Below are 23,352 nucleotides of genomic sequence, written 5' to 3' on the forward strand. Positions count from 1 at the left end.
ATATAAGCTCCATATGAAAATCAAATAAAAATACATCCCCAATTTCATTGCAGTTTCTGTTCGATTTTCAAAGCCATAGTTCTAATTTTATAATGAAATTGATTATAAGCTCAGAATCTATGCAAATATCGACTTTTTTTGTATAAAATTATTATTATTCTAAAATAATTTATTATTTAATGCTTATATTCGAAGTCCCTGCAAAACTCAGCAGATGAAATACATCAAACAATCGCGATTAATGTACCAAAGCAGAAAAACCTCATATACCGTCGATAATCGACAGCATCCGAATCCTTAAGACGCTTCGACTGCCACCCTTAAGAGCAGTGCATTCTGATCCCCAACAATATAACTTTCATCGTGGCTGTCACAAACAGCCTAGACTTGCAGGCAAAGAGGGTTAAATTCTGCCCGCTGAACAGATACACCATAATGCAAACACAGCGACAGAGTTACCGGCTTTGCAACCTTAGCCTATGGGCGGACGCAGCTCGATCTATACCATTGATATTACGCGGATTTCAGGTATGCGAGTTCACGCCACATGTTCTGGCGGTCTGACACCGCCAACGGAGATTGGATGATATGAATTCTCGGCCCAATTGTTGAGGACTTTATGCTGACAGGGATCAAAGGCTGTGAGCCCAATCTCCCAGTTAGCGGCTCCATAAGAGCCAAGCTTATCAGTCACCATAACACGCGGTCTTGCTGGCTGGCTTGACAAGAGTTTACGAATAAACAGCTTGGCCGTCTTGGTATTGCGTCGTTGGTTCTGTCGCAAAGTTTTTGTCAAGCTCTAAGTATGCGTATTTGTAGACGCACTTAAGCTGCGAGTTCAGTAAAGACCTGAAATGGTAAGCAGTTGTCATTTACAAACTGGTTTTTACGGCTTATATGCGCGACTTCGATGCCGGCGATGGTGAGGGAAGCATATCCGGCATTTTCTAGATAATCTTGGCACTCGGCGGGCTGGATGGTTTCGACCAGCCTACCAATATGACACCATGTGTCATTGATGGTGCGCTTTTGTGCATTTCTCATCCAGTGTTTGATCTTGGAGAAGGCCCGTTCGATCGGGTTAAGGTCCAGCGAATAGGATGGCAGGAACCAGAGTTGCGCACCGGCGGCTTTGATCAATTAGTGGATGGTTGCCGACTTGTGGCTGCCGAGATTATCCATTACGACAATGTCACTTGGCATGAGCACCGGCACCAACTGCTGCTCGACATAGACACGGAAACACTAACCACACATCGGCCTGTCGAAGACACATGGTGCTGTAAGCCAATGATAACCAGCCGTTCAGGATTGAGATGATTTTGCAGGGCATTCCACTGCTGCCATCTGTGAGTGACGTCGGCACGCGCCTGCTCAAGAGCGAACAGCGTTTTTTAACGTAGCTCTTCGCAGCGAATGAATTCCCAGATTGTATTGTGCGAGCCGGAATACCACCCTCGGACAACTCCGCCTTCTGGCCATGCAACGTCAAGTGCAGGTTCTCGGCGAGCCGTTGCACAATGATATCACTAGGTGGTCCGAGTATTCGCCTGCGGTGTCCGCCCATCTTGCCGGGATGAACCGATCTGGTCGCACGATAGCGCTGGGACCACTTCACGACTGAAGACGCAGCAGTTTCAAATGGCGTCGCCACTGAACGAACGCTTTCGCCACTCAGAACAGCGACAACAACGCGCTCTCGAAGATTATTCGATATCAGTGCGGTCATCGGATGCTGGCCTTCATACAGCCAGCATCAATGAATCAGAATAAAACTGATTTTGAAATCGCATTAGATTCAGAAAAATACGGAAACGCTCTAGCGCGACAAATCACGAACCGGGCGAACATGATCCTCGAATGGTACATAGCGTCGCTGAAAAGTCACACCTTCTTCGATTTCCAGCCAGCCGAACCAGTCCATGCGAAATGGCGCCCCCTCTCGCGCCGGATCCCAGGCCACCAGATACCAAAGTGGCGGCAAGATAAGCATGGCCTGCGGTTCGACATTTCGGCTGGTCACGATTCTCGTCAAGTCACAATATTGAATGCCCAAATGCCGCAGCCGGAGAAATGTGGCCTCGAGAGTCCATAGCAACAAGGGTCTATCGTCCCCATATCCGATATATCGACCAGCGGAGAAAGCTGCCCAACATATAAGCAGATCAATATCCGTCGCAGGACCCGCAGGTTGTCTGGGGGGAAGCTCTCTCGATCTTGTCAAACCCAGCAGCGAGCAGACTTGAGAAGGGCAGGCTGGCAGTGCGACGCTAATGAGCAGAGCAAAAATTCGGTAACCGAGAGCCGAGCTGTAGTCTAAACGGATTGTGGCTCCAGTTGCAGGCCGCCCCGCGCCCCGACTCGGAATACATGACTAAGCCCTGATCAAGCAGCGCGCTGATGTCACGCAGCACCGTGAGTCTGGATGCGCCAACGGCCTCTGCAAGACTGGCGAGCGTCGATGTGCTATTGTGGCGAAGGCTACGCATGATAGCGTATTGTCGGAAGCGGGCTTTCATTTGGGTTCATTGTTCTTCAAAGGTGACAAAATGCGGCACCGTTTTCCTCTAGCCTGCGACAGCGAGTTTCAACAATATGAGAAAGTGATGCTTGATACATTGAATTTTCCAAAGTCACCCTTCTTCCGGTCAACGGCATTGATCTCGCAGTTTTCGAGGCTGGTCGCGAAAACAGGGGCAGCCCCATCGTGCTATGCCACAGCTGGCAGGAGCATGCCTATTCCTGGCGTCACCCGGTGCCCCTACTTGTAGCTACCGGTTACCATGTCATCGTCCCGAACCACCGGGGATACGGCACCTCGTCCCGCCCGGACGAGGTGATGTCCTATAACATCGAACACCGAACGGACGATCTCATCGCCCTCCTCAATTACTACGGATATCTAAATTCGACCTTTGTTGGTCATGATTGGGGTGCAGTGGTCGCGTGGGGTGGGTGGCCTAGCTGCATCCAGGCAGGGTCGACAAGGTGATCAATCTGAGCCTGCCCTTTCAGGAATGTAGCGAAACACCGTGGATCGAGTTCCTAAAGCTGATCCTGGGCAGCGACTACTACTTTGTGCATTTCAATCGACAGCAGCTGTCGCGGACACCATTTTGGACAAGAATGCGGCTCGCTTCCTTCGCAACCTCTACCGGAAAGACTGCCCCCTTCAGACGCCCGAACCAGGGATGGCCATGATCATTCTTGCCAGAACCGAAACAGCGCTCCGTCTCATCGACGGATGGATCGAGGACTACAACGAAATCCAACCCCATTCCGCTCTCAAGATGGCTTCCCCTCGGCAGTTCATCAGGGCTAAATCAATCTAGCCGACGTGTCCGGTGAAATGGGGAGCACTCCAGCTCAAGGACTGGAAGAGAATTCACACCAGATATGACCGTTTCGCTCACACCTTCTTCTTAAGAATATGCAGCGTAGCAGCCGTAATCTTCTGGATTTGATTTAACAAGTCCTAAGCTCAGCGAATATCCACCTCGTATTGAGTAGGCTCTGCTCAAAATGGATAATTTTTAGTCTGTCTTTTAGAGAATATGTATTTACATTAGGGAATATGTATTTACATTAAACAAGATGTATTTATAAGTATAGGAGTGTAGACAATGGGTGTGGGGCGCCGTACAAACCGTTTCTTCAAAAACACTGTTTCGAGGAGAATCGTAATACTGGCAGGTGGCGTCTCCGCTCTGCCCTTTCTTCTGATCCTGTCCGCGACGCCAGGCCTCTCCCAGAGCTGGACAGGCGCGCAGTCCAGCGACTGGAGCAACGGGCAGAACTGGACCGGCGGGATCGCGCCGGCAACCAATACCAACGCTTCGGTCAGGATCGAAACCACGACGCCCAACATGGCCTCCGCTTCCGGTGTGACCTTCAAAGGGCAGCAGCTTTACGTCGGCACTGCAAGCGGCACTAGCGGCACACTGAATTTGACTAATAGCTCGAACTTTGATGTCGACATGATCTATGTCGGCCATAACAGCTCTGCTTACAGTTCCGGCACGTTCAACATCATAGACTCAGTCGTCAATGCGAACCGCACGCTCGATATCGGCGCCACAGGTTATGGCAAGCTCGCCATCTCAGGAGAAAATGCGCGTCTCTCCATCAGAAATAGCTTTACTAATCTCAATATCGGCAACAACCGCAATGGGGTTGGACATGTCGAAATCCTTAATGGCGCGAAGGTTGACGCCTGGAATGTCAGCCTCGGCAATCTTAACGGTTCAGGCACGCTCACAGTGGATGGTGACGGCTCGCTTCTAACAATCACGGGCCGAGACCTTTCAGCAGCCGGGTTCACAGGCGACACCTCAACCACGGTCAGCAATGGCGGTCAGATTTCAATCATCGGCACGGGCCATGCGGACCGAACCGGGATGTTGCAGCTAGGTAGCAACGACGGCACGCTGACCAGCCTTCTTCTGACTGGCGAAGACTCGCGCATCACGACCACAGGCTGGGGATTGATCGGAGAATTCGGTCAGGTCGAAGCCACGGTGGAAGATCAGGCAGAACTTGACGTTGGCTCGGATCTGCTGATGGCAGCCGCCCCCGGCTCACAAGGCGTGCTGCGGATCACACGTGGAGGCAAGATAACGGTCGCCAAGGAAACGGTTGTTGGAATTTCTGGCGCAGCCATTCTGACACTCGGCGAAGGTACCCTTGTCAGCAGCGGCGATATCTATATCGCTGCCGCCGGCACCGCGACAGGCATGCTAAACATCGGGGCGGCCGCGGATGAAGCTGCCGCTAAGGCAGGCACGCTAGATGCGCCTGCGCTCCGGTTCGGCGACGGTGCGGGGCAACTGGTCTTTAACCATACCGCCACAGCGCAAACCGGGGCCTATGATTTCCAGCCGACCCTCCATGGCAACGGGCTGATCGAGCATCATGCGGGCCTGACCCGTTTGGCAGCCGACAATTCCGAATTCACCGGCGTCACGACGGTCCATGGCGGTACGCTGCAGGTGGACGGCATTCTCGGCGGCTCCATGACCGTGAACGGAAATGGCCGCCTACAGGGCATCGGGGAGGTCGGCTCGACACTCAATCTCGGCACGATCGCGCCCGGCAATTCCATCGGCACCTTGACGGTGGCCGGTGACTATATCGGCGAAAACGGCCTTCTGGAGATCGAAACCGTTCTGGGCGATGACAATTCCAGCACCGATCTTCTACATGTGACCGGCAGCACCTATGGCCACACCCATGTGCGCGTCATCAACCTGCAGGGCGAAGGCGCGCCGACAGTCAACGGCATCCGTATCGTGCAGATCGACGGCGATTCCAAAGGCACGTTCGAGCTGGACAGCCGGGATTATTTCCAAGGCGACAAGGTGGTCTATGCCGGCGCCTATGGCTACAGGCTCTACAAGAACGGCATCGAGACGGCCGATGACGGCGACTGGTATCTGCGCTCCGCCGCGGCCAAGCAACCGGAAGAACCCGGAGAAGGCGGAGAAAACCCCGGCGGAAATCCAGGCGAAGGGCCGGGCGAGCCGGAAGGCTCGATCTACCAGCGTGGCGCACCGGTCTACGAAACCTATGGCAATCTTTTGCAGAGCCTCAACCGGGTCGGCACGCTGCAGCAGCGCGTCGGCAACCGTTACTGGTCGCAGGCCCATGCTGATCCCGACCGGCAGGCCCGCGCGCTAGTCGAGAACAATGGCGTATGGGGCATTGTCGAAGGATCGTCTTCCCGCTTCAGGCCGGACCACTCCACCACCGGCACTCGCTATGACGCGGACTGGTGGAAGCTGCGGGCCGGTATCGATGGCCTGCTACATGAAACGCAGGATGGCAGACTGATCGGCGGGCTGGGCGCGCATTACGGCCATGCGAAGGCGGATATTTCCTCGATCTACGGCGATGGCGAGATCGATACAGACGGTTACGGTCTGTCCGGCACGCTAACCTGGTATGAGCAGAACGGCTTCTATATCGATGGCCAGGCCCACGCGACATGGTACAGGAGTGATCTTTCCGCCGATTTCGCGCTGACGCCGACGCTCGCCGAAGACAATGACGGCTTCGGCTATGCCCTCTCTTTGGAAAGCGGCAGGCGCTTCATGCTGGACGAACACTGGTCGGTGACGCCGCAGGCGCAGCTTGCCTATTCGCATGTCGATTTCGACAGTTTCACCGACCCGGTCAGCGCGACGATCAAAATGGACCGCAACAGGAGCCTACTCGGCCGGCTGGGCGTCGCGGTGGAAAACAGTCTGAGCTGGAAGGACGAGGCCGGCATGACGCGTCGCGCCATGGTCTACGGCATCGCTAATCTGCATCGCGAATTCCTGGGCGACGGCAGGGTCCATCTCGACGCCCTGCGACTTGCCAGCCGCAACGATCGCACCTGGGGCGGCATCGGTCTCGGCGGGACATATAATTGGAACGACGACCAGTTCTCGCTCTACGGCGAAGGCACGATCGAGACCAGCCTAAACGATTTTGGCGACAGCTACAACTTCAAGGGCAATCTCGGCTTGCGCGTGAAGTGGTAGGCATCCGAATCATCGTCCGAGCAGACACAGCCCGGACGATGGCTTCGCGGTCGATTCAGGGAAGCGGCATGCCAGAGCGTGAAGAGGATCTCGTCGACGAGCACCGACACGGCGAAAGGCGCCTGATATCCCATGTGATCGCCAATGAGGCCGAACCCAATTAGGCCCGCGATCAAGTCGCCTAATCTATTCCCCTTCATCGCGCGCGAGTTGAACTGGCTCGGTGTGCCATACCGGGTTCCTCAGCCAAAGATCGACTTGGCCAGATATCGGGCCGCGTAAAGGGAGTTGGCGTTGAATGCCACTCACCATCGTTGGAGCGGCTAATTCAGTCTTCCCAACGTTCGACCGGCTTTTGTGTCGTTTGCGGATGAACACGAACTAATCGTTTTTTCAGCCTTATGGTCGCCAGTTGATCGCAGCGCGTCGTTGAAGAACTTACTGAGGGCCACCGTCCCCTCATGCCTTCAAACAAGAGCTGACCGGTCTTTTACTGGGCAAGCTCTACGGACATAACGGGTTGGGAACGACGCGCGCTCCAGTCTGCAGTGGCGCTGTTACCGCGCCACATCTCGGCTATCGAAAACACTCGTGGTGCATCTACGTGGGGAGCTCGGAAAAAGCCTGATCCGCAGGTATTCGCATGACGAGCCGTTTAGCGCGGCATGGGCCGTTGCCCAATGAGTTGATCGCCAACGCACTGATCAATCGCGATGCCGCAAGGCATCCACAATGATCTTGAACGCTGGGAGGTTCTGGCGTCGGCTGGGATAGTAGAGGAAATAGCCATCGAAAAACGGCGACCAGTCGTCGAGAACCTGGACCAGTTCGCCCGAAGCGATCTGCCGCTCCACAATGTTCTCCGGCACATAGGCGATGCCATAACCATTCAAAGCGGCGTCGATCATTGCGTAAGAGTTATTGAAGGTGAGCTGGCCGTCGACACGAACCCGCAACTCCTCACCGTCTTTTGCAAACTCCCAACCATAGAGACCGCCTGCGGTCTCGTGGCGCATGTTGATACAGATGTGCCGGACGAGATCCTTCGGGTGTGCTGGCACGCCATGCGCGTTGAGATAATCCGGCGATGCCACGGCAACCAGCCGCCAGTCCGGTCCGATGCGGACCGCAATCATGTCCTTCTCGACGCTTTCGCCTAAGCGCACGCCAGCATCGAATCCTTCTTCGACGATATTGCGGAAGGTGCTGTCCAGCAGCAATTCGACACTGATGTCGGGATAGTCCTTGAGGACGGGTTTCAGCTTCGGCCAAACGATGCTTTCCAGCGCATGGTCGGACAGGGTGAGTTTTATCGAGCCCGACGGCTTGTCGCGAAACTCCATCAGTGCGGCGATCTCGTCCTCGATCTCCGCCATGCGCGGCGTGATCGTGCGAAGCAGCCGCTCGCCCGCAGCCGTGGTCGCGACATTGCGCGTGGTGCGTGTCAGAAGCCGGATACCCATCCGCGCTTCGAGCTGCTTGATCGTATGGCTGAGCGTTGATTGCGCCACGCCGATCCGTGCCGCCGCCTTCGTGAAGCTCCGCTCTTCGGCCACGATCCGGAACCAGGTCAGGTGGTTGAAATCGGTTTGCTCCATGTGCCTCGCCTGCTGCGTCCACAAAAACATTAATCGACAGTATCGATTGATTCATGCGGATTTTAGCGGGTAATCGCTTGATCGCAAAGCAGTTACAATACAGACCAACAAGAATTTCAAAATCAAGCGGATAGCAAGGGAGACCGAGCATGCCTGAACAAGACCGAATTCGGACGCAAGACGACGATGCAATATCACCTGTTCGCCGCCGTATTCTCCTCGCCACTGCCGGCCTTGCGGCTGCGCCGTTCCTTTCGTCGTTTATGGCCGTGCCGGCGTTCGCGCATCATGGCTGGCCCGGCTTCCATACCGATCGTCTCATCTATATCGCGGGAAAGGTCTCCTCGGATGGCACCTGGGGTAATCCGCACTCGCTCTTCGACATAACGCTGGACGGCAACCTGCCTGCCCGCACGCCGAAGCTGGCGATTCCAGAGCAATTGCAAAATCCGGAGGACAGTCGCCGGGTCAATGCCGCCCTCTCGTACAAAGGCCCCCACAAGGCGCTTCAGATCATTATTGCGCCGCCGGCCTGGTCGGGCAGATGGGGCCTCGGCCGTGCGCTGAAGATCGGTGAGCGTTTCCAGGCTGTCGGCTACATCAATCGGACGGATGACGGCCTGTTCCGTCCGGTTGTCTTCTGGTTCGGGGATGACGCCGTGCCGGTGAACCAGGTGCTCGGCAATACGCTTCCGGTAAGAGCGCCGATACCGGACTAGGCTTCCGCATCAGATGCGAATGCCAGCCCGAACACCATGCCAAAGACGTAGCCCCAGACTCCGAGATCGGGAGGTCAAGCGGCTACTCAGGAGATCGTTGTCGTAGCCGGTGCGGTGGGTTTCCGCCGCCCCCGCCATAGCGCCAGACAGAATTGAACGAAGTATGCTTGATTTGCTCAACTCGTTGTTGAAGCTGTTGCAGGGCTCTGCGCTCGGCGAGACGGTACGGAATGCCGAATACCTCTATCCCGTGCTCGAAGCCACCCACATCCTTGGGATTGCTGTCCTCGTTGGCCCGGCTTTCAGCTTCGACCTTCGATTGCTGGGAGTCGGGCATCGCGTCGTGTCCGTAACCACAGCCGCGCGCTATCTACTGCCGGTCTCCCACATCGGCATGGCCATCGCTGTTGCCACGGGCATTGCGCTGCTCAGCGCGCAGGCGACCGTGGTCGCCGGTACTGGAGCTGCACCGTGGAAGTTCGGCCTGCTGATCCTCGCCTGTCTCAATGTGCTGGTGTTCCACTACGGCGTCTACCGCCGGGTCGATGAGTGGAAGGATGCCGCCGTTGCCCCGGTCGCCGCCTGCGTCGGGGCAGGAGTGTCGCTGATCGCATGGACGGGTGTGATCTTCGCCGGTCGGCTCCTCGCCTACACCTAACCCACGGCGCGGCACGCTACCGAACGACGGCGGGCCACAGCCGATCCAACCGCGCCCATATGGTCGCTTCAAGTACAGCATGAATATGTGAAGATTAATCGATGAGATCGATTGCTTCATTCGGATTTTGGCGACTAATCGCTTGATCACAATGTCGCTAAGTTTCAGGCCAGCCAAAATTTCAGGAGAAAGCGGATAGTATGGATGCCGCCAAAGCAGATGTAAGTAGTAAGCCCGCTGCCGCCTGGGGCGCCGTTTTTTCGATGGCGCTCTGCGTGGCGATGCTAATCGCCTCCGAGTTCATGCCGGTCAGCTTGCTGACGCCGATGGCCGAGGGGCTGCATGCGACCGAAGGACAGACGGGGCAGGCAATCTCGATCAGCGGGCTGTTCGCCGTCGTGGCCAGCATGCTCGTGACCACTGTTGCCGGAAGGCTGAACCGGAAATGGGTGCTGATCGCGCTGACGGCGTTCATGCTACTGTCGCTGGTTCTGGTCGCCGCCGCGCCGAATTTCACGGTACTGATGATCGGCCGCGCGCTTCTCGGCATCTGCATCGGCGGCTTCTGGGCGCTGGCGACCGCGGTCATCATGCGTCTGGTTCCCGCTGAGGATGTGCCGCGCGCGCTTGCGCTGATGTATGGCGGCCAGGCGATTGCAGCGGCCTTCGCGGCGCCCGTCGGCAGCTATCTCGGCGGCATGTTCGGCTGGCGCGAAGTCTTCTGGGCGCTGACGCCGATCGTCGCCGTCAATCTCGTCTGGCATGTGATCGCGCTGCCGTCCCTGCCTGCCGGCGAGAAGCAGGACTTCCGGGCCATGCTCGGCCTGATGAAACGCCCGTACTTCCTGCGCGGCCTCGTGGCCTGCATGCTGTCCTGGGGTTCGGCCTTCACCATGTTCACCTATCTGCGCCCGTTTCTTGAGCAGGTGACGGGTGTCGATGTGACCATGCTTTCGGTGCTCCTGCTGCTTCTGGGCTGTGCGGGCTTCATCGGCACATGGGCGGCGGGTCGGTTCATCAAGGGCAATGTTGCCCCCCTCCTGAAGCTGCCGGCGCTGGTCATGGGCGGCGCCACCGCCGGGCTTTTGCTTCTCGGCTTTTCGGTCGCCGCCGTGGGTCTGTTCATGGCCATCTGGGGCGCGATGAACACCATGTTCTCGGTCATCTGGATGACATGGATGTCGCAGAACGCGGACGATGCGCCCGAGGCTGCCGGCAGCCTGATGGTCGCGGCTATCCAGGCCTCGATCCTGCTCGGCGCGGTGGTCGGCGGCTTCCTGCTGGATGGCATCTCCATCCAGGCCACCTTTATCGGCAGCGTGGTTCTGGCCGTTCTCGCGGTCATGCTGATCGGCAACGGCCAGCGCATGCTGAAGCCGGAGGAAGCCTGATATGACGGTGGCTTCCCGAATTTCCCGGCGCTCGCTGCTGGCAGCCGGTGCGGCCAGCCTCGCCATTCCCACGCTGATCACGGCGCTGACGGGCAAGGCCCTGGCGCAGGAAGGAGCCGCCATGCGCCTCAGATTCACTTTCGCCGACCAGGACTTCACGGCAACGCTGGAGAATACCGCGCCCGCCCGCGACCTGTTCTCGATGCTGCCGCTCGACTTGAAGATCAGCGACTACGCGGACAACGAGAAGATCGCCTATCTACCGCGCAAGCTGAGCGGCGACACCACCAGCCGCATCAGCAACGAGGCGGTCGGCGACCTTTGCTATTACGCGCCCTGGGGCAACCTCGTGATGTTCTACGCCCCTTATCGATGGTCGCGCGGCCTGATCCGTCTCGGCCGCCTTGATGGCGGCATCGCGCCCCTCATGGTGCGAGGCGAATTCCCACTGCGCGCTGAGGCACTGTCCTGATCCTCAGTGCTGCGCGCCCCACTGCCAATTTGGCCCTCATTTGATCGAGGGCTTCCCGTAAACAGTAAGGAGAACCCGACATGAATCAGCAAAGCACTCCCCGAAACGCAACCGGACAAGACGCACCCGATACGGGCCGCCGCGATCTCCTCAAACTTGCTGGCGTGGGTGTCGCGGCCCTCAGCGCAGCGTCGTTTCTCAGCACTCCAGAAGCAAAGGCTCAAACGATGTCACAGGACTGGGACAAGGTTTTCCCGCAAAGCGAAAAAGTCGACTACCAGAAGATCTCGTTCAAGAACCGCTACGGCATCACGTTGTCGGGCGATCTCTACCTGCCGAAGGACCGGGCGAACAACCGTCTTCCCGCCATCGTCGTCAGCGGCCCGTTCGGCGCGGTGAAGGAGCAGTCTTCGGGCCTCTATGCGCAGACCATGGCCGAGCGCGGCTTCGCCACGCTGGCCTTCGATCCGTCCTATACCGGCGAAAGCGGCGGTGAGCCGCGCAATGTCGCATCGCCCGACATCAGCACCGAGGATTTCATGGCGGGCGTGGACTATCTCGGCCTGCACGATGCTGTCGACCGCGAGCGTATCGGCGTGATCGGCATCTGCGGCTGGGGCGGCATGGCGCTGAGCGCCGTGGCTATCGACAAGCGCGTCAGGGCCGTGGTCGCCAGCACCATGTATGACATGACCCGGGTCATGTCGAAGGGCTACAACGACAGCGTCACCCCCGAACAGCGCACGCAGACGCTGGAGCAATTGAGCCGGCAGCGTTGGGCGGATGCCGAAGCCGGAACGCCTGCCTATCAGGCAGCGTATAACGCCAATGTCGCGTCGGACTCGCCGCAGTTCATGATCGACTATCACGACTACTACAGCACGCCGCGCGGCTATCATAAGCGCGCCGTCAATTCCGGCAACGCCTGGACGCAGACCACGCCCCTGGCGTTCATGAACCTGCCGATCCTGACCTACATTGCGGAAATCTCGCCGCGGCCGATCCTGTTCATCCACGGCGAAAAGGCTCATTCGCGCTATTTCAGCGAAACCGCCTTCGCGGCGGCGGCGGAGCCGAAGGAACTGGTGATTATCCCGGGCGCCAGCCACGTCGATCTTTACGACAAGGTCGACGTGATCCCGTTCGACAAGCTGACCAGCTTCTTCAACCAGCACCTCGCCGCGTAAGCATCGAAGGCGCCCGTGCCCACGGGCAAAGGCGCCTTGATCGTGCCGGGCCAGCCCCGGCACCATAGTCCGGCGACGAGCGCAGCCCGTCGCCGGATGTGTCATGACGGGATGCGCCTCTATTCCGCGTTGAGCTTTTGCGCCGCGGCCAGAAGCATCATCGGCCGCTCCATTTCCTCGGCGAGCCCCGGCATCTGCTCGATCTGCTCCGGCGTCGGCGCGAATTCCTCGATCCGGCGGATCTGGAAGCCTGTGCCGATCAGCGCATTGAGCGTCGTCGCCATCGTGCGGTGGTACTTCAGCACGCCCTTGGCGAACCAGTCGGTGCGGCGCTCGCCCTCGACGGAATAGCCGTTGACCGGCCAGGTCTTGCGGCCGTCCTCGTCGGCGATCCAACGCGGATGCGCCGCCGCCATGTAGATCGGGTGCTCGATGGTGAACACGAACTCACCGCCGGGAACCAGGGCGGCGTGGATCATGCGCACGAGGCGATCGAAGTCGCGCAGATAGTGGAAGGTCAACGCGCTATAGGCGAGATCGAATGCGGCGGCTGGCAGCTCCAGCGTTTCAAGATCGGCAATGCGGTATTCGATGGCTGCGTCGCTGGTATCGGCCTTCGCACGGGCGATCATCTTCTCGGACAGATCGAGGCCGAGGACCGAGACCGCGCCTTGCTCGCGCATCCAGCGCGAGGCCCAGCCGAAGCCGCATCAGAGATCGACGACGCCCTTTCCGGCAAGCGCCGGCAGCATAGCCCGGATCGCCGGCCATTCCGGCGCACCGTCGAGGCCCTGCACCTGACGGGGCAACTGGCTGTAGCCGGAGAAGAAGTCGGGGTTGTCGTAGATGTTCTGTGCCATTGCACTCTCCTGCATGTTGAGAGGACGAGGCACGACCGCATATCGCGAAACCTCGTCCGTAAGGGGCGAGACCAAGACTGGCGATCCGCGTGTTGTTACGGGGTCGACATCCGGGCATCCTGACGGGCGATGCCGAGCGACGACGTGGATATCCTTCTCGACCAACGGCCAAGTGTTCCTATGGAAAGCCCGTGAAGGTCAAGAAACGGCCCACCTCACCAAGGCGTCAGGAGACTGAGAGATCAGGAGCTGGTTCGCCTCGCCTTGGCGAAGCCGCGATCGGTAGCGATGAAGCGCTCCAGCATCGGAACGACCAACTTTGCGGGCTCGATTGGCGCACCGCCTTCAGCCAGGAGGCGGCCATAGTCGATGAGATCGCGGTGGAGCGCCGCGGGCAGCTCCACCGTTACCTTCACGGGTTTCTCATTGGCGATGGGGCCGAGTTTCAGTTTGGTCATGGTCAATTCCTGTAAGGCTCAAAGACTAAATCCCTTGTAACAATGACCCTGACCGGGAAACCGGGCCGGATGGTCAGCGTCGGCGCGACCTGCAACTGGCGCTGGACGATCTGCTGCCCCGCCTGGTTGATCGTGTCCTGTGCGCCGCCGCGGATCGCGCGGATCAGGCGGTCATTGTCGTCGGTAGCGAGTTCTGCGCCGACGCCGAGCAACGTCGAGAGCGCGGCGGCCTTGGCGAGATCCCACCAGTGGTAATCGACGCCATCCTCCAGACCGGCGAAGCCCTGCGGGTCTGCGCCCGGTTGGCGCTCCAGCACCATGGAGCGGCCGTTCGGCAGGATCAGCCGGTTCCAGACAAGCAACACGCGCCGCTGCCCGAACTGGACGGAATTGTCGTACTGCCCGATGAGCCGGGTGCCCTGGGGCACGAGCAGGATACTGCCGGTCGGGCTGTCGTAGATATTCTCCGTCACCTGCGCGGTGATCTGGCCGGGAAGATCGGAACGGATGCCGGTGATGAGCGCCGCCGAGATGACCGCACCGGCCTGAAGAACGAAGGGCGACGCTGGAGGTGTCATACGGTCGGACGTCACAGTGTGACGGTCAGCCGCCCCGTTGAGGAAGGCAAGCTGGCGGTCCTGCGCGGTCGTCGGCTGCCCGCCAACCCCGCCGAGATCCAGGCCGGCAAGGCCCGGCATCGCACCGGGCGCCACAGCGCCCGTCGATCCCTGCCGCGCCTGGAAGAAGACTGTGCTGAGGCGCGCGGCTTCCTCTTCGGCGAGGCGGCGTTGTTCGGCCTCATCGATGCCAGGTGTCGGAACGACCGGCGGCGCGACGGGTTGACCGGCATTTTGCGCGGACAGGATCGGGCCGCCGAGATCGCCGGGTAGCGCCGGCCCGAGGACCGGGCCGGTATAGTCGCGCGGCAGACCGGCAAGGCCGTCCGCGGTCTGGCGATTGGCCGTGGAGTAAAGTTCTTCACCGCCATCGCCGGGTGCGCGGGTCTGGAGCGCGTAGATCAGCGCCCCGCCGATGCCGACCATGGCGACGGCGGCGACGCTGGCGAGCATCTTGCGCGACAGGCGCGTGACCCGCGGAGCTTCGGCGCGCAGGCGCATCGGAGCGGCGTTGGATTCGGCTTCACTCATGATTGCGGCCTCCCGTCGGTGCGGACGATCCTGACGGTCTGCTGGCGGTCGCCAGCGCCAAGGCGCAACTCGGCCGCGCCGAACAGGCGATCGACGATCAGGATGTGTTGATAGATACGGCTGTTGGCGATCTGGGCTTCGCCTTCGGGGCCGATGATGAAGATCGGTGGCATTTCGCCCTGCACGATGCCGCGCGGGAATTCGACATAGACACGGCGGCCGTCGTCATAGACGGCGACGGGCTTCCATGGCGGATTGCTGCTGCCGGTCAGGCCATAGCGATAATTGCGGGCGGCGACGGCCGGAATGACCGGCGTTGCGGGAACGGCCTGACGCCCGCCACCTGCCGGCTGGGGATAGGACCAGGACACGGCGGGCATATAGGGCTTCTCGCCGGAACGCATCTCAAGCATGTAGGTGCGCCGGTCGGTGGTGATGACAAGATTGGTGGTGATGTCGGCGCGCGTCGGCTTCACCAGCACATGCACACGGCGGGCCACACCAGAGCCGGATTCGGTGTCGCCGATGATCCAGCGGGCGGTATCGCCAGCGGCGATCGGTCCCGCGCCGGTCAGGCTTTCGCCGGGTTCGAGCGCGATATTGGTAATCTGGCCTGGCGCGGCATAGACCTGATAGAGCGCGCCCTCCGACCATGGATAGACCTGGATGGCGTTAAGTAGCCCTCGCGGCGCGGCTGCACACGGGCGGCGGCATTGGCGTTCTCGACACGGCCAGTCGCTGTGCTGGTAGTCTGCCCGCCACGCGCGACCGTCCAGGCGGGCGGGACATGGATCGGCTTCAGCCGTTCGTCCGTCACCGCAGCCGGGATCGCCGGCAAAGGCGGCACGCTCGCGTCGTAGCTGATCTGCGGCGGCTTTTTCGCGGTGGCGCAGCCAGCCAGCATGGTGGCTGAAAGCAGGACAACCGCGATTGCGGGTTTACGGAAAGACGGATTGCCGCCTTTACGGAATTCCGGGCGGCTCATTAGCTCATCTCCCGCGACCAGTTGATGGCGTTGACGTAGATGCCGAGCGGATTGACCTTCAGCCTCTCGGCGTCGCGCGGCGGCTGGATGGCGATGGTGAGGATCGCAGTCCAGCGCTCAGTCCCCGAAAGCTGGCCGTTCTCGAAATGCCGCTCAGTCCAGGCAACGCGGAAACTGTCGGGCGATGCCCGGATGACGCTGGAGACGTCGACCGCGATCTGCTGCGTGCCGACCTTGGTGAAAGGATCATTGGTGCGGGCATAGTCGTTGAGCGCGCCTGCGCCGCGATCCGTGGTCCACTCGTAGGCACGCAGCCAGTTTTGCCGCACGATGATCGGATCGGCGGAAATGCTCCTGACTTGCTCGATGAAGCGGCCGAGATGCCATGCGATCTGCGGATCGGTCGGGCGGAAGTCGGCGGTCGCCGGCGCGACGGTCTGGGCCTGGCCGAGATTGTCGATCTGCACCACCCAGGGAACGACGGTGCCCTGCACCGACTGCCAGACGAGTGCTGCGGCAAAGCCCGCCGAGAGGACCAGCGAGCCGAAGGCCATATAGCGCCAGTTCTTTGCCTGAACGCGTGCCGAGCCGATGCGGTCGTCCCAGACCTGGGCCGCCTTATGGTAGGGCGTTTCGGGTTGCGGGGTCTTGCCGTAATGCGCGGCGGGTCGCCTGAAGAGGTTCATGAGCGGTCACTTTCAGAGAGGTTGACGGAAGAGCCGGAGCCGTGGCTGTCGCCGGAGCGGATGGCATGCGCAGCGATCTGTGCGGCTCGACCCATATGACCGGACTGGCGCATCCGCTGCGCCCATCCGGGTGCATCGGCGGACGGTTGGGCCGGAGCGGCCGGGCTTTCCGACGCGCCGCCGATGGTGCCCATGGTCGAGCTGCCGCCGGTCGCTCCGAAACCGGATTTGGCGCCATCGGAAAAGTTGGACTTCATGCTGGCGGCGGCGCGGCGCAGCGGCGAGGACATGGCATTGCCCGCCGCACTTGCCCCTGCGCGTCCGACGCCGCCGAGACCGGAGGCAACGCCTGCGGCCCCCGACTGTCCGAGCGAACCGAGGCTATAGGCTGCGGATGCAGCGCCTGCGGCGGTCGCCCCGCCGCGCATGGCGGCAGCGCCACCAGAGAGCGCCACCGATCCGCCTTTGAGGGCGAGACCCGCCACCGCCGCCGCCGCGAGGGCTGCGCCGCCGACGGCAAGGCCGGTGCCCACAGCCGCGCCCGCGCCGAGCTGGGGACCGCCGGAGACGAGGCCGTTGGCGATGCCGGGGCCGAAGATGCCGAGGCCGAGCAATGAGAGAGCGGCGAGCACGATCGCCATGGCGTCGTCGACGGTCGGGGTCGTGCCGCCGAAGCCCTTGGTGAACTCGCCGAAGAGCGTCGAGCCGATGCCGATGATGACCGCCAGCACCAGAACTTTGATGCCGCTGGAAATCACGTTGCCAAGCACGCGCTCGGCCATGAAGGCGGTTTTCCCGAAGAGTCCGAACGGAATGAGGACGAATCCGGCGAGGGTCGACAGCTTGAACTCGATCAGCGTCACGAAAAGCTGGATCGCCAGGATGAAGAAGGCGAGGATCACGAGCGCCCAGGCGAAGAGCAGGCACACGATCTGAATCAGGTTCTCGAAGACTGAGATCCAGCCCATCAGCGGCGAGATTGCCTCTAACAGCGGCCGGGCGGCATCGAGGCCGGTTTGCGCCACCTTGCCGGGACGCATCAGGTCGGCGGCAGAAAAGCCGGTCCCGCTGGCCTTCAGGCCGAGACCGGCGAAGCTGTCGAAGACGATCTTCGCGAGATTGTTCCAGTTGCCGATGAGATAGGCGAAGACTCCGACGAACAGCGTCTTCTTCACGAGCCGAGCAATGATGTCATCATCGGCGGCCCAGGACCAGAACAGCGCGGCCAGCGTCACGTCGATGACGATGAGCGTGGTCGCGATGAAGGCGGCCTCGCCGGACAAGAGCCCGAAGCCGGAGTCGATATAGCGGGTGAAGACCCCAAGAAAATTGTCGATGACGCCAGCGCCGCCCATGGATCAATGCCCTTCGCTCTGGAGGGGCGAAAGCGGCGCGGGCGTGCGGCCGAGAAAGCGGTCGCGGCTTTCGGCCCAGACCCGCATACACTCGCTATCCTCGGCCGCCTTCTGGCCAAGAAGCTGGCACCGGCGCTGCCCTTCGCGCAGCGGATCGCGCAGGGCCTGTTGGAGGCTGGCCGGCGCGGATGCCGGAGCCTCTTCCTTGCGGGTCATCTCGATCGCGGTCGCGGTGATGGCGACCGCGACGAATATGATTGCGCCCAGCCGGGCAAGCATCTTGCCGTCCATGACGGTGCTCCCCTTCTGGCGATCAGTTGCCGTTGTTGAACATCTGCGCGCTGCCCGGCTGGTAGCCGGAGCCGGGCGTCAGGAACCGACGGCGCTGCTCGCGGCCCTGTTCGGCTGCGGCGGCGCGCTCGGCCTCGGTCAGCGTACCGGCACGGCCATTGGCGGCGAGAAGCGCGATCAGGTCGGAAAGCTGCTGCGACTGGAGGGCGAGAAGCTGGTTGCCTGCCTGCGCCGCCTGCAATGCGCCGGTCGCGCCCTGGCTCTGGCCGACCAGCGCCGACATCTGCGTGCGGTTGGCGTCGATATTGCCGACGACCCCGGCCTGCACGCGCATCGCGTCCTGCAAGCCGCCGACGGTGTTCTTCCAGCGGTCGCGCGCGCCCGCGACCAGTTGCGCGTCGGTCGCCGACAGCGAGACGTTGCCGTACTGGCTCTGGAACGCCTGATCAATCTTCTGCACGTCGAAGGCGATGTTCTGCGCCTGGCCGAGAAGCTGCTGGGTGCGCTGGACATTCTGCTGCAAGGTCTGGAGCGCGGAGAACGGCAGGCTCGCGAGGTTCCTGGCCTGATTGATGAGCATCTGCGCTTCGTTTTGCAGGCTCGTAATCTGATGGGTGATCTGCTCCAGCGCGCGCGCCGCCGTCAGGACGTTTTGCGCATAGTTCGTCGGGTCATAGACGATGCGGCCGAAGCCGAAGGCATGGGCCTGCTGCGTCGCCAAGACGGGCGAAACAACAAGCATGGTTGCGGCCAGAATCGCGGCGCGCGAGTGGGTAAAACGGATTCTCATGGTCAAGTCTCCTTTTCGGCTTGGGGGAAGTTCGGGATGAGGTCGGCCGCCCATCCGGCGTCGCGGGCGCGCAGCCACGCGGCCAGGAAGCCTTCGCGGCCATGTTCGGCGAGGAGGTTGGCGATCAGGGTCTGGTCGGATTTGGAGGATGCGGCGCAGAGCGCGAGGCCGACTTCGCTGAGGCCCAGCTCGAACAGGCGATTGCCGCGCCGCGATTGGCAGTAATAGTCGCGCTTGGGCGTCGCTCTGGCCAGAATCTCAATCTGCCGGTCGTTGAGGCCGAAGCGGCGATAGATGGCCGTGATCTGCGGCTCGATCGCGCGTTCGTTTGGCAGCAGGAGCCGCGTCGGGCAGCTCTCGATGATCGCGGGTGCGATCGCGGAATTGTCGATGTCGGACAGCGATTGCGTGGCGAAAATGACGGAGGCGTTTTTCTTACGCAGCGTCTTCAGCCACTCGCGGAGCTGGCCGGCAAAGCCTTCGTCGTCCAGCGCCAACCAGCCTTCGTCGATGATGAGCATGGTCGGGCGACCATCGAGCCGGTCGCCGATGCGGTGGAAGAGATAGGCGAGCACGGCAGGCGCAGCCCCCGTGCCGACCAGGCCCTCGATCTCGAAAGCCTGCACGTCCGCCGCGCCCAAATGTTCAGTCTCAGCGTCGAGCAACCGGCCGTAGGGACCGCCGACGCAATAGGGTCGCAGCGCCTGCTTCAGGTCGTTTGACTGAAGCAGCACGCTGAGTCCGGTGATGGTGCGTTCCTCCACCGGCGCCGAGGCCAGCGACGTCAGCGCGGTCCAGATATGCTCCTTGACCTCCGGGGTGATGGTCATGTGTTCGCGGGCGAGGATCGCGCCCAGCCAGTCGGAGGCCCAGGCACGCTCATAGCCATCATCGATGCGGGCGAGCGGTTGGAGCGAAACCGAGACCTCAGAGCCTTCGGTGAGGCCACCGCCGAGATCGTGCCAGTCGCCGCCCATGGCGAGCGACGCAGCCCGGATCGAACCGCCGAAATCGAAGGCGAAGACCTGTGAGTTGTCGTAGCGCCGGAACTGCAAGGCCATGAGCGCCAGCAGCACGGACTTGCCTGCGCCGGTCGGCCCGACGACAAGGGTGTGGCCGACATCGCCGACATGGAGGGATAGCCGGAACGGGGTCGAGCCTTCGGTCTTGCCGTAAAGCAAGGGGGGGGCTACCCAAATGTTCGTCCCGTTCCGGCCCCGCCCACACGGCACTCAGGGGAATCATGTGGGCGAGATTGAGCGTCGAGATGGGCGGCTGGCGGACATTGGCGTAAGCATGTCCGGGGAGCGAGCCGAGCCAGGCATCGACGGCATTGACGGTTTCGATCATGGCCGTGAAATCGCGGCCCTGGATGACCTTCTCGACGAGGTGCAGCTTCTCGTCGGCAAGGCGGGGATCGGCATCCCAGACCGCGATGGTCGCGGTGACATAGGCCATCCCGGCGATATCCTGCCCCAGCTCCTGAAGGGCCATATCGGCGTCGGCTGCCTTGTTGGCCGCGTCGGTGTCCACGAGCGCGGATTGCTCATTGGTCATCACCTCTTTCAGGATCGCGGCGATGCTCTTGCGCTTGGCAAACCATTGCCGCCTGATCTTGGTCAGCAGCTTGGTCGCATCGGTCTTGTCGATGAGGATCGCGCGGGTCGACCAGCGATACGGAAAGGCCAGCCGGTTGAGATCGTCGAGCAGGCCGGGCGTTGTCGCGGTCGGAAAGCCGGTGATGGTGAGGATGCGCAGATGAGCGTCACCAAGGCGCGGCTCCAGCCCGCCGGTCAGCGGCTGATCGGCAAGCAGCGCATCAAGATAGATCGGGGTCTCCGGCACGCGGACGCGGTGGCGTTTCGTCGACACCGTGGAATGGAGGTAGGTCAGGGTTTCGGCATCATCGAGCCAGGCGCATTCCGGCATGAAACCGTCGAGCAGCGCCAGCACGCGACCGGTACGGTCCGTGAAGCTGCGAAGGATCTCGTGAGGATCGACGCCGGATTGTTCGCGGCCCTCGTAGAGCCAGGTCTCGGCGCGTGCGGCTTCCTCGGCTGGCGGCAGATAGAGGAAGGTCAGGTAATAGCCAGAGACGAAATGGACATCTTCTTCCTCGAAATCGGCCTTGCGCTCGGCATCGACAAGGCCGGAGGCCGGATCGGGGAATGTGCTGTCGGGATAGGTCGCGGCTTGACTGCGCTGCGCCTCGACGAAGATGCTCCAGCCGGAACCGAGACGGCGAAAGGCGTTGTTGATGCGGCCGGCGACTGCGACCAGCTCGGCCGCGACGGCGCTATCGAGATCAGGCCCGCGAAACGACGCGGTGCGCTGGAGTGAGCCATCCTTGTTCAGGACAACGCCTTCGGCGATCAGCGCGACCCAGGGCAGATAGTCGGCGAGCCGGGTGGCGCTACGGCGATATTCGGCAAGGTTCATCATTGGATACGCCCCCTCAAACCGACAGATGACCGGGGATGCGCAGGTGCCTGCGCCCGACCTCGACGAAGAGCGGATCGCGTTTTGCCGCCCAGACCGCCGCGAAATGACCGATGGCCCAGATCAGGAGACCGACCAGCCAGAGGCGCAGGCCAAGGCCTACGGCCCCGGCCAGCGTCCCGTTCAGGATCGCGATGGAACGCGGTGCGCCGCCGAGCAGGATGTGCTCGGTCAGCGCGCGGTGAACCGGGGCGGTGAACCCCGGCACATCCAGTTGCTCGAAGGCGACCGCCATCAGACGAGCGCCCCGCCGCCGAACGAGAAGAACGACAGGAAGAAGCTCGATGCGGCGAAGGCGATCGACAGGCCGAAGACGATCTGGATCAGCTTGCGGAAGCCGCCCGACGTGTCGCCGAAGGCGAGCGCCAGGCCCGTCGCGATGATGATGATGACCGCCACGATCTTGGCGACCGGCCCCTCGATCGACTGAAGGATTTTCTGGAGCGGCGCTTCCCACGGCATCGAGGAGCCGGAAGCGTGCGCGGCGGGAACGAGAACGAGATTGACGTAGGCGACGGCGGCGACGGTCGCGACGATGCGACGGACGCGCATGGGGATGCGGATCATGAAGATTCTCCTGTGTTGGTGGGGGTGGCTGAGGTGACGCGGTAATCCCCGTCCGGGCCGAGCCCTTCGACGCGGGCGAGTTCGGCGAGCCGCCGTGCGGAACCGCGGCCGGAGAGGACGGCCACGAGGTCGATCGTCTCGGCGATCAAGGCGCGCGGGACGGTGACGACGGCTTCCTGGATGAGCTGTTCGAGACGGCGCAGCGCGCCGATGCCGGTGCCGGCGTGGATGGTGCCGATGCCGCCGGGATGGCCGGTGCCCCAGGCTTTGAGGAGGTCGAGCGCCTCGGCGCCGCGCACCTCGCCGATGGGGATGCGGTCGGGGCGCAGGCGCAGCGAAGAGCGGACGAGATCGGAGAGCGTGACGACGCCCTCCTTGGTCCGCATGGAGACGAGATTGGGCGCGGCGCATTGCAGCTCGCGCGTGTCCTCGATGAGGACGACGCGATCGGCGCTCTTCGCAACCTCGGCCAGCAGCGCATTGGTCAGCGTGGTCTTGCCGGTCGAGGTGCCGCCCGCGACGAGGATGTTGGCGCGGGACACGACGGCCGCGCGCAGGATCGCGGCCTGATCCGCCGACATGATCCCGGCGGCCACATAGTCGTCGAGCGTGAAGACGGCGACGGCGGGTTTGCGGATGGCGAAGGCTGGCGCTGCGACCACGGGCGGCAACAGGCCCTCGAACCGCTCGCCCGTCTCGGGCAGCTCGGCCGAGACGCGCGGGCTGCGGGCATGAACCTCCGCGCCGACGTGGTGGGCGACCAGGCGCACGATGCGCTCGCCGTCTGCGGGCGACAGGGTTTCGCCGGTGTCGGATAGTCCTTGGGAAAGTCGGTCGATCCAGATGCGCCCGTCGGGGTTCAGCATCACCTCGACGACGGCGGGGTCTTCGAGAAAGCGGGCGATGGCGGGACCGAGCGCCGTACGCAACATGCGCGCGCCGCGCTGGATCGCCTCCGGTTTCTGATGAGAATTGTTCGCCATGCCGTCCCCAAGCCAAGGGGACGCAACAGAGAGTTCCCCGATCGGGGTCGATTAAAAGAGCCTGAAATCAGGCCGCTTCAACAAGTATTTAGCCGCGTGCGGGCATCGGCGGCGGCCGGCGGTGAATAGGATAGGTATCGGGAAGCAGCGTGCAGAGATGGTCCTCACGCTGACCGTGGCC

20 protein-coding genes and 5 pseudogenes are annotated in these 23,352 nt (G+C 61.5%); 8 read left to right on the plus strand and 17 right to left on the minus strand.

Translation table 11 applies throughout. The features are described from left to right. Nucleotides 1–538: 538 nt before the first annotated feature. The 4 genes and pseudogenes from K1X45_RS08850 to K1X45_RS16010 all read right to left on the minus strand — a co-directional run bounded on the left by K1X45_RS08850 (nucleotide 539) and on the right by K1X45_RS16010 (nucleotide 2,519). Entirely contained in the window at nucleotides 539–796 is a 258-nt protein-coding gene (locus K1X45_RS08850) for a DDE-type integrase/transposase/recombinase (protein ID WP_220158602.1), read from the minus strand. A gap of 29 nt (nucleotides 797–825) precedes the next feature. Beyond that, nucleotides 826–1,729 (minus strand): annotated as a pseudogene (locus K1X45_RS08860) (transposase). Between the two features lie 90 nt (nucleotides 1,730–1,819). Beyond that, a complete protein-coding gene (locus K1X45_RS16005; protein WP_255560367.1) occupies nucleotides 1,820–1,984 on the minus strand; it encodes a hypothetical protein in 165 nt (54 codons plus the stop codon). A gap of 286 nt (nucleotides 1,985–2,270) precedes the next feature. Further along, on the minus strand, nucleotides 2,271–2,519 hold the full coding sequence (locus K1X45_RS16010; protein ID WP_370627007.1) for an HTH domain-containing protein: 249 nt from the start codon (nucleotides 2,517–2,519) through the stop codon (nucleotides 2,271–2,273). A gap of 236 nt (nucleotides 2,520–2,755) precedes the next feature. On the opposite strand from K1X45_RS16010, the gene K1X45_RS16065 reads away from it, so the two are divergent. From K1X45_RS16065 to K1X45_RS08880, 3 genes and pseudogenes are all read left to right on the plus strand, one after another. Further along, on the plus strand, nucleotides 2,756–2,992 hold the full coding sequence (locus K1X45_RS16065) for an alpha/beta fold hydrolase (protein WP_370627008.1): 237 nt from the start codon (nucleotides 2,756–2,758) through the stop codon (nucleotides 2,990–2,992). A 214-nt stretch (nucleotides 2,993–3,206) separates the two neighbouring features. Beyond that, a pseudogene (locus tag K1X45_RS08875) lies at nucleotides 3,207–3,332 on the plus strand (integrase core domain-containing protein); the annotation flags it as partial. Between the two features lie 291 nt (nucleotides 3,333–3,623). Then, the gene (locus tag K1X45_RS08880; RefSeq protein ID WP_220158604.1) at nucleotides 3,624–6,524 is read left to right on the plus strand and encodes an autotransporter outer membrane beta-barrel domain-containing protein; all 2,901 of its coding nucleotides are present in this window, start codon (nucleotides 3,624–3,626) and stop codon (nucleotides 6,522–6,524) included. A 704-nt stretch (nucleotides 6,525–7,228) separates the two neighbouring features. Here K1X45_RS08880 and K1X45_RS08885 read toward each other — a convergent pair. After that, complete coding sequence (locus tag K1X45_RS08885; protein WP_220158605.1) at nucleotides 7,229–8,122, minus strand: LysR family transcriptional regulator; 894 nt, start codon at nucleotides 8,120–8,122, stop codon at nucleotides 7,229–7,231. 149 nt (nucleotides 8,123–8,271) lie between these two features. Between K1X45_RS08885 and K1X45_RS08890 the strand changes: the two genes are divergently transcribed. The 5 genes from K1X45_RS08890 (at nucleotide 8,272) to K1X45_RS08910 (ending at nucleotide 12,549) form a co-directional block, all read left to right on the plus strand. Continuing rightward, the gene (locus tag K1X45_RS08890) at nucleotides 8,272–8,841 is read left to right on the plus strand and encodes a hypothetical protein (protein WP_220158606.1); all 570 of its coding nucleotides are present in this window, start codon (nucleotides 8,272–8,274) and stop codon (nucleotides 8,839–8,841) included. A gap of 163 nt (nucleotides 8,842–9,004) precedes the next feature. Then, nucleotides 9,005–9,499, plus strand: coding sequence for a hypothetical protein (locus tag K1X45_RS08895; protein ID WP_220158607.1), 495 nt, complete (start codon nucleotides 9,005–9,007; stop codon nucleotides 9,497–9,499). A gap of 200 nt (nucleotides 9,500–9,699) precedes the next feature. Next, nucleotides 9,700–10,890, plus strand: coding sequence for an MFS transporter (locus tag K1X45_RS08900; RefSeq protein WP_220158608.1), 1,191 nt, complete (start codon nucleotides 9,700–9,702; stop codon nucleotides 10,888–10,890). A 1-nt stretch (nucleotide 10,891) separates the two neighbouring features. Next, nucleotides 10,892–11,362, plus strand: a complete 471-nt coding sequence (locus K1X45_RS08905) for a cyclophilin-like fold protein (RefSeq protein WP_255560368.1) — start codon at nucleotides 10,892–10,894, stop codon at nucleotides 11,360–11,362. Nucleotides 11,363–11,442: 80 nt separating this feature from the next. Further along, nucleotides 11,443–12,549 carry an alpha/beta hydrolase gene (locus tag K1X45_RS08910; protein WP_220158609.1) on the plus strand — a complete coding sequence of 369 codons (1,107 nt, stop codon included), beginning with the start codon at nucleotides 11,443–11,445 and terminating at the stop codon, nucleotides 12,547–12,549. Nucleotides 12,550–12,668: 119 nt separating this feature from the next. Here K1X45_RS08910 and K1X45_RS08915 read toward each other — a convergent pair. The 12 genes and pseudogenes from K1X45_RS08915 to trbB form a co-directional block, all read right to left on the minus strand. Next, nucleotides 12,669–13,409, minus strand: a pseudogene (locus tag K1X45_RS08915) (class I SAM-dependent methyltransferase). 242 nt (nucleotides 13,410–13,651) lie between these two features. After that, nucleotides 13,652–13,867: a DUF2274 domain-containing protein gene (locus tag K1X45_RS08920; protein WP_220158610.1), complete on the minus strand. Its 216-nt coding sequence runs from the start codon at nucleotides 13,865–13,867 to the stop codon at nucleotides 13,652–13,654. A gap of 2 nt (nucleotides 13,868–13,869) precedes the next feature. Then, complete coding sequence (locus K1X45_RS08925) at nucleotides 13,870–15,015, minus strand: TrbI/VirB10 family protein (protein ID WP_220158611.1); 1,146 nt, start codon at nucleotides 15,013–15,015, stop codon at nucleotides 13,870–13,872. Further along, nucleotides 15,012–16,000 (minus strand): annotated as a pseudogene (gene trbG / locus K1X45_RS08930) (P-type conjugative transfer protein TrbG). Before trbG ends, K1X45_RS08925 begins: the two are co-directional and overlap by 4 nt. Then, nucleotides 16,000–16,686, minus strand: coding sequence for a conjugal transfer protein TrbF (gene trbF, locus K1X45_RS08935; RefSeq protein WP_220158612.1), 687 nt, complete (start codon nucleotides 16,684–16,686; stop codon nucleotides 16,000–16,002). The pseudogene trbG and the gene trbF overlap by 1 nt, the downstream one beginning before the upstream one ends. Continuing rightward, nucleotides 16,683–18,041 carry a P-type conjugative transfer protein TrbL gene (trbL, locus tag K1X45_RS08940; protein WP_220158613.1) on the minus strand — a complete coding sequence of 453 codons (1,359 nt, stop codon included), beginning with the start codon at nucleotides 18,039–18,041 and terminating at the stop codon, nucleotides 16,683–16,685. Before trbL ends, trbF begins: the two co-directional genes overlap by 4 nt. Nucleotides 18,042–18,044: 3 nt before the next feature. Then, nucleotides 18,045–18,332, minus strand: coding sequence for a putative entry exclusion protein TrbK-alt (trbK-alt, locus tag K1X45_RS08945; protein ID WP_220158614.1), 288 nt, complete (start codon nucleotides 18,330–18,332; stop codon nucleotides 18,045–18,047). A gap of 22 nt (nucleotides 18,333–18,354) precedes the next feature. Next, nucleotides 18,355–19,122 (minus strand): P-type conjugative transfer protein TrbJ, encoded by a 768-nt coding sequence (gene trbJ, locus K1X45_RS08950; RefSeq protein WP_220158615.1) that lies wholly within the window; start codon nucleotides 19,120–19,122, stop codon nucleotides 18,355–18,357. A 2-nt stretch (nucleotides 19,123–19,124) separates the two neighbouring features. Next, nucleotides 19,125–21,564: pseudogene (gene trbE, locus K1X45_RS08955) on the minus strand (conjugal transfer protein TrbE). 13 nt (nucleotides 21,565–21,577) lie between these two features. Continuing rightward, nucleotides 21,578–21,856, minus strand: coding sequence for a VirB3 family type IV secretion system protein (locus K1X45_RS08960; protein ID WP_220158616.1), 279 nt, complete (start codon nucleotides 21,854–21,856; stop codon nucleotides 21,578–21,580). Next, on the minus strand, nucleotides 21,856–22,188 hold the full coding sequence (locus K1X45_RS08965) for a TrbC/VirB2 family protein (protein WP_220158617.1): 333 nt from the start codon (nucleotides 22,186–22,188) through the stop codon (nucleotides 21,856–21,858). Before K1X45_RS08965 ends, K1X45_RS08960 begins: the two co-directional genes overlap by 1 nt. Further along, the gene (gene trbB, locus K1X45_RS08970; RefSeq protein ID WP_220158618.1) at nucleotides 22,185–23,171 is read right to left on the minus strand and encodes a P-type conjugative transfer ATPase TrbB; all 987 of its coding nucleotides are present in this window, start codon (nucleotides 23,169–23,171) and stop codon (nucleotides 22,185–22,187) included. The genes K1X45_RS08965 and trbB overlap by 4 nt, the downstream gene beginning before the upstream one ends. Nucleotides 23,172–23,352: the final 181 nt, after the last annotated feature.

It is taken from the genome of Pseudochrobactrum sp. Wa41.01b-1, assembly GCF_019464455.1.
Classification (GTDB): domain Bacteria; phylum Pseudomonadota; class Alphaproteobacteria; order Rhizobiales; family Rhizobiaceae; genus Pseudochrobactrum; species Pseudochrobactrum saccharolyticum.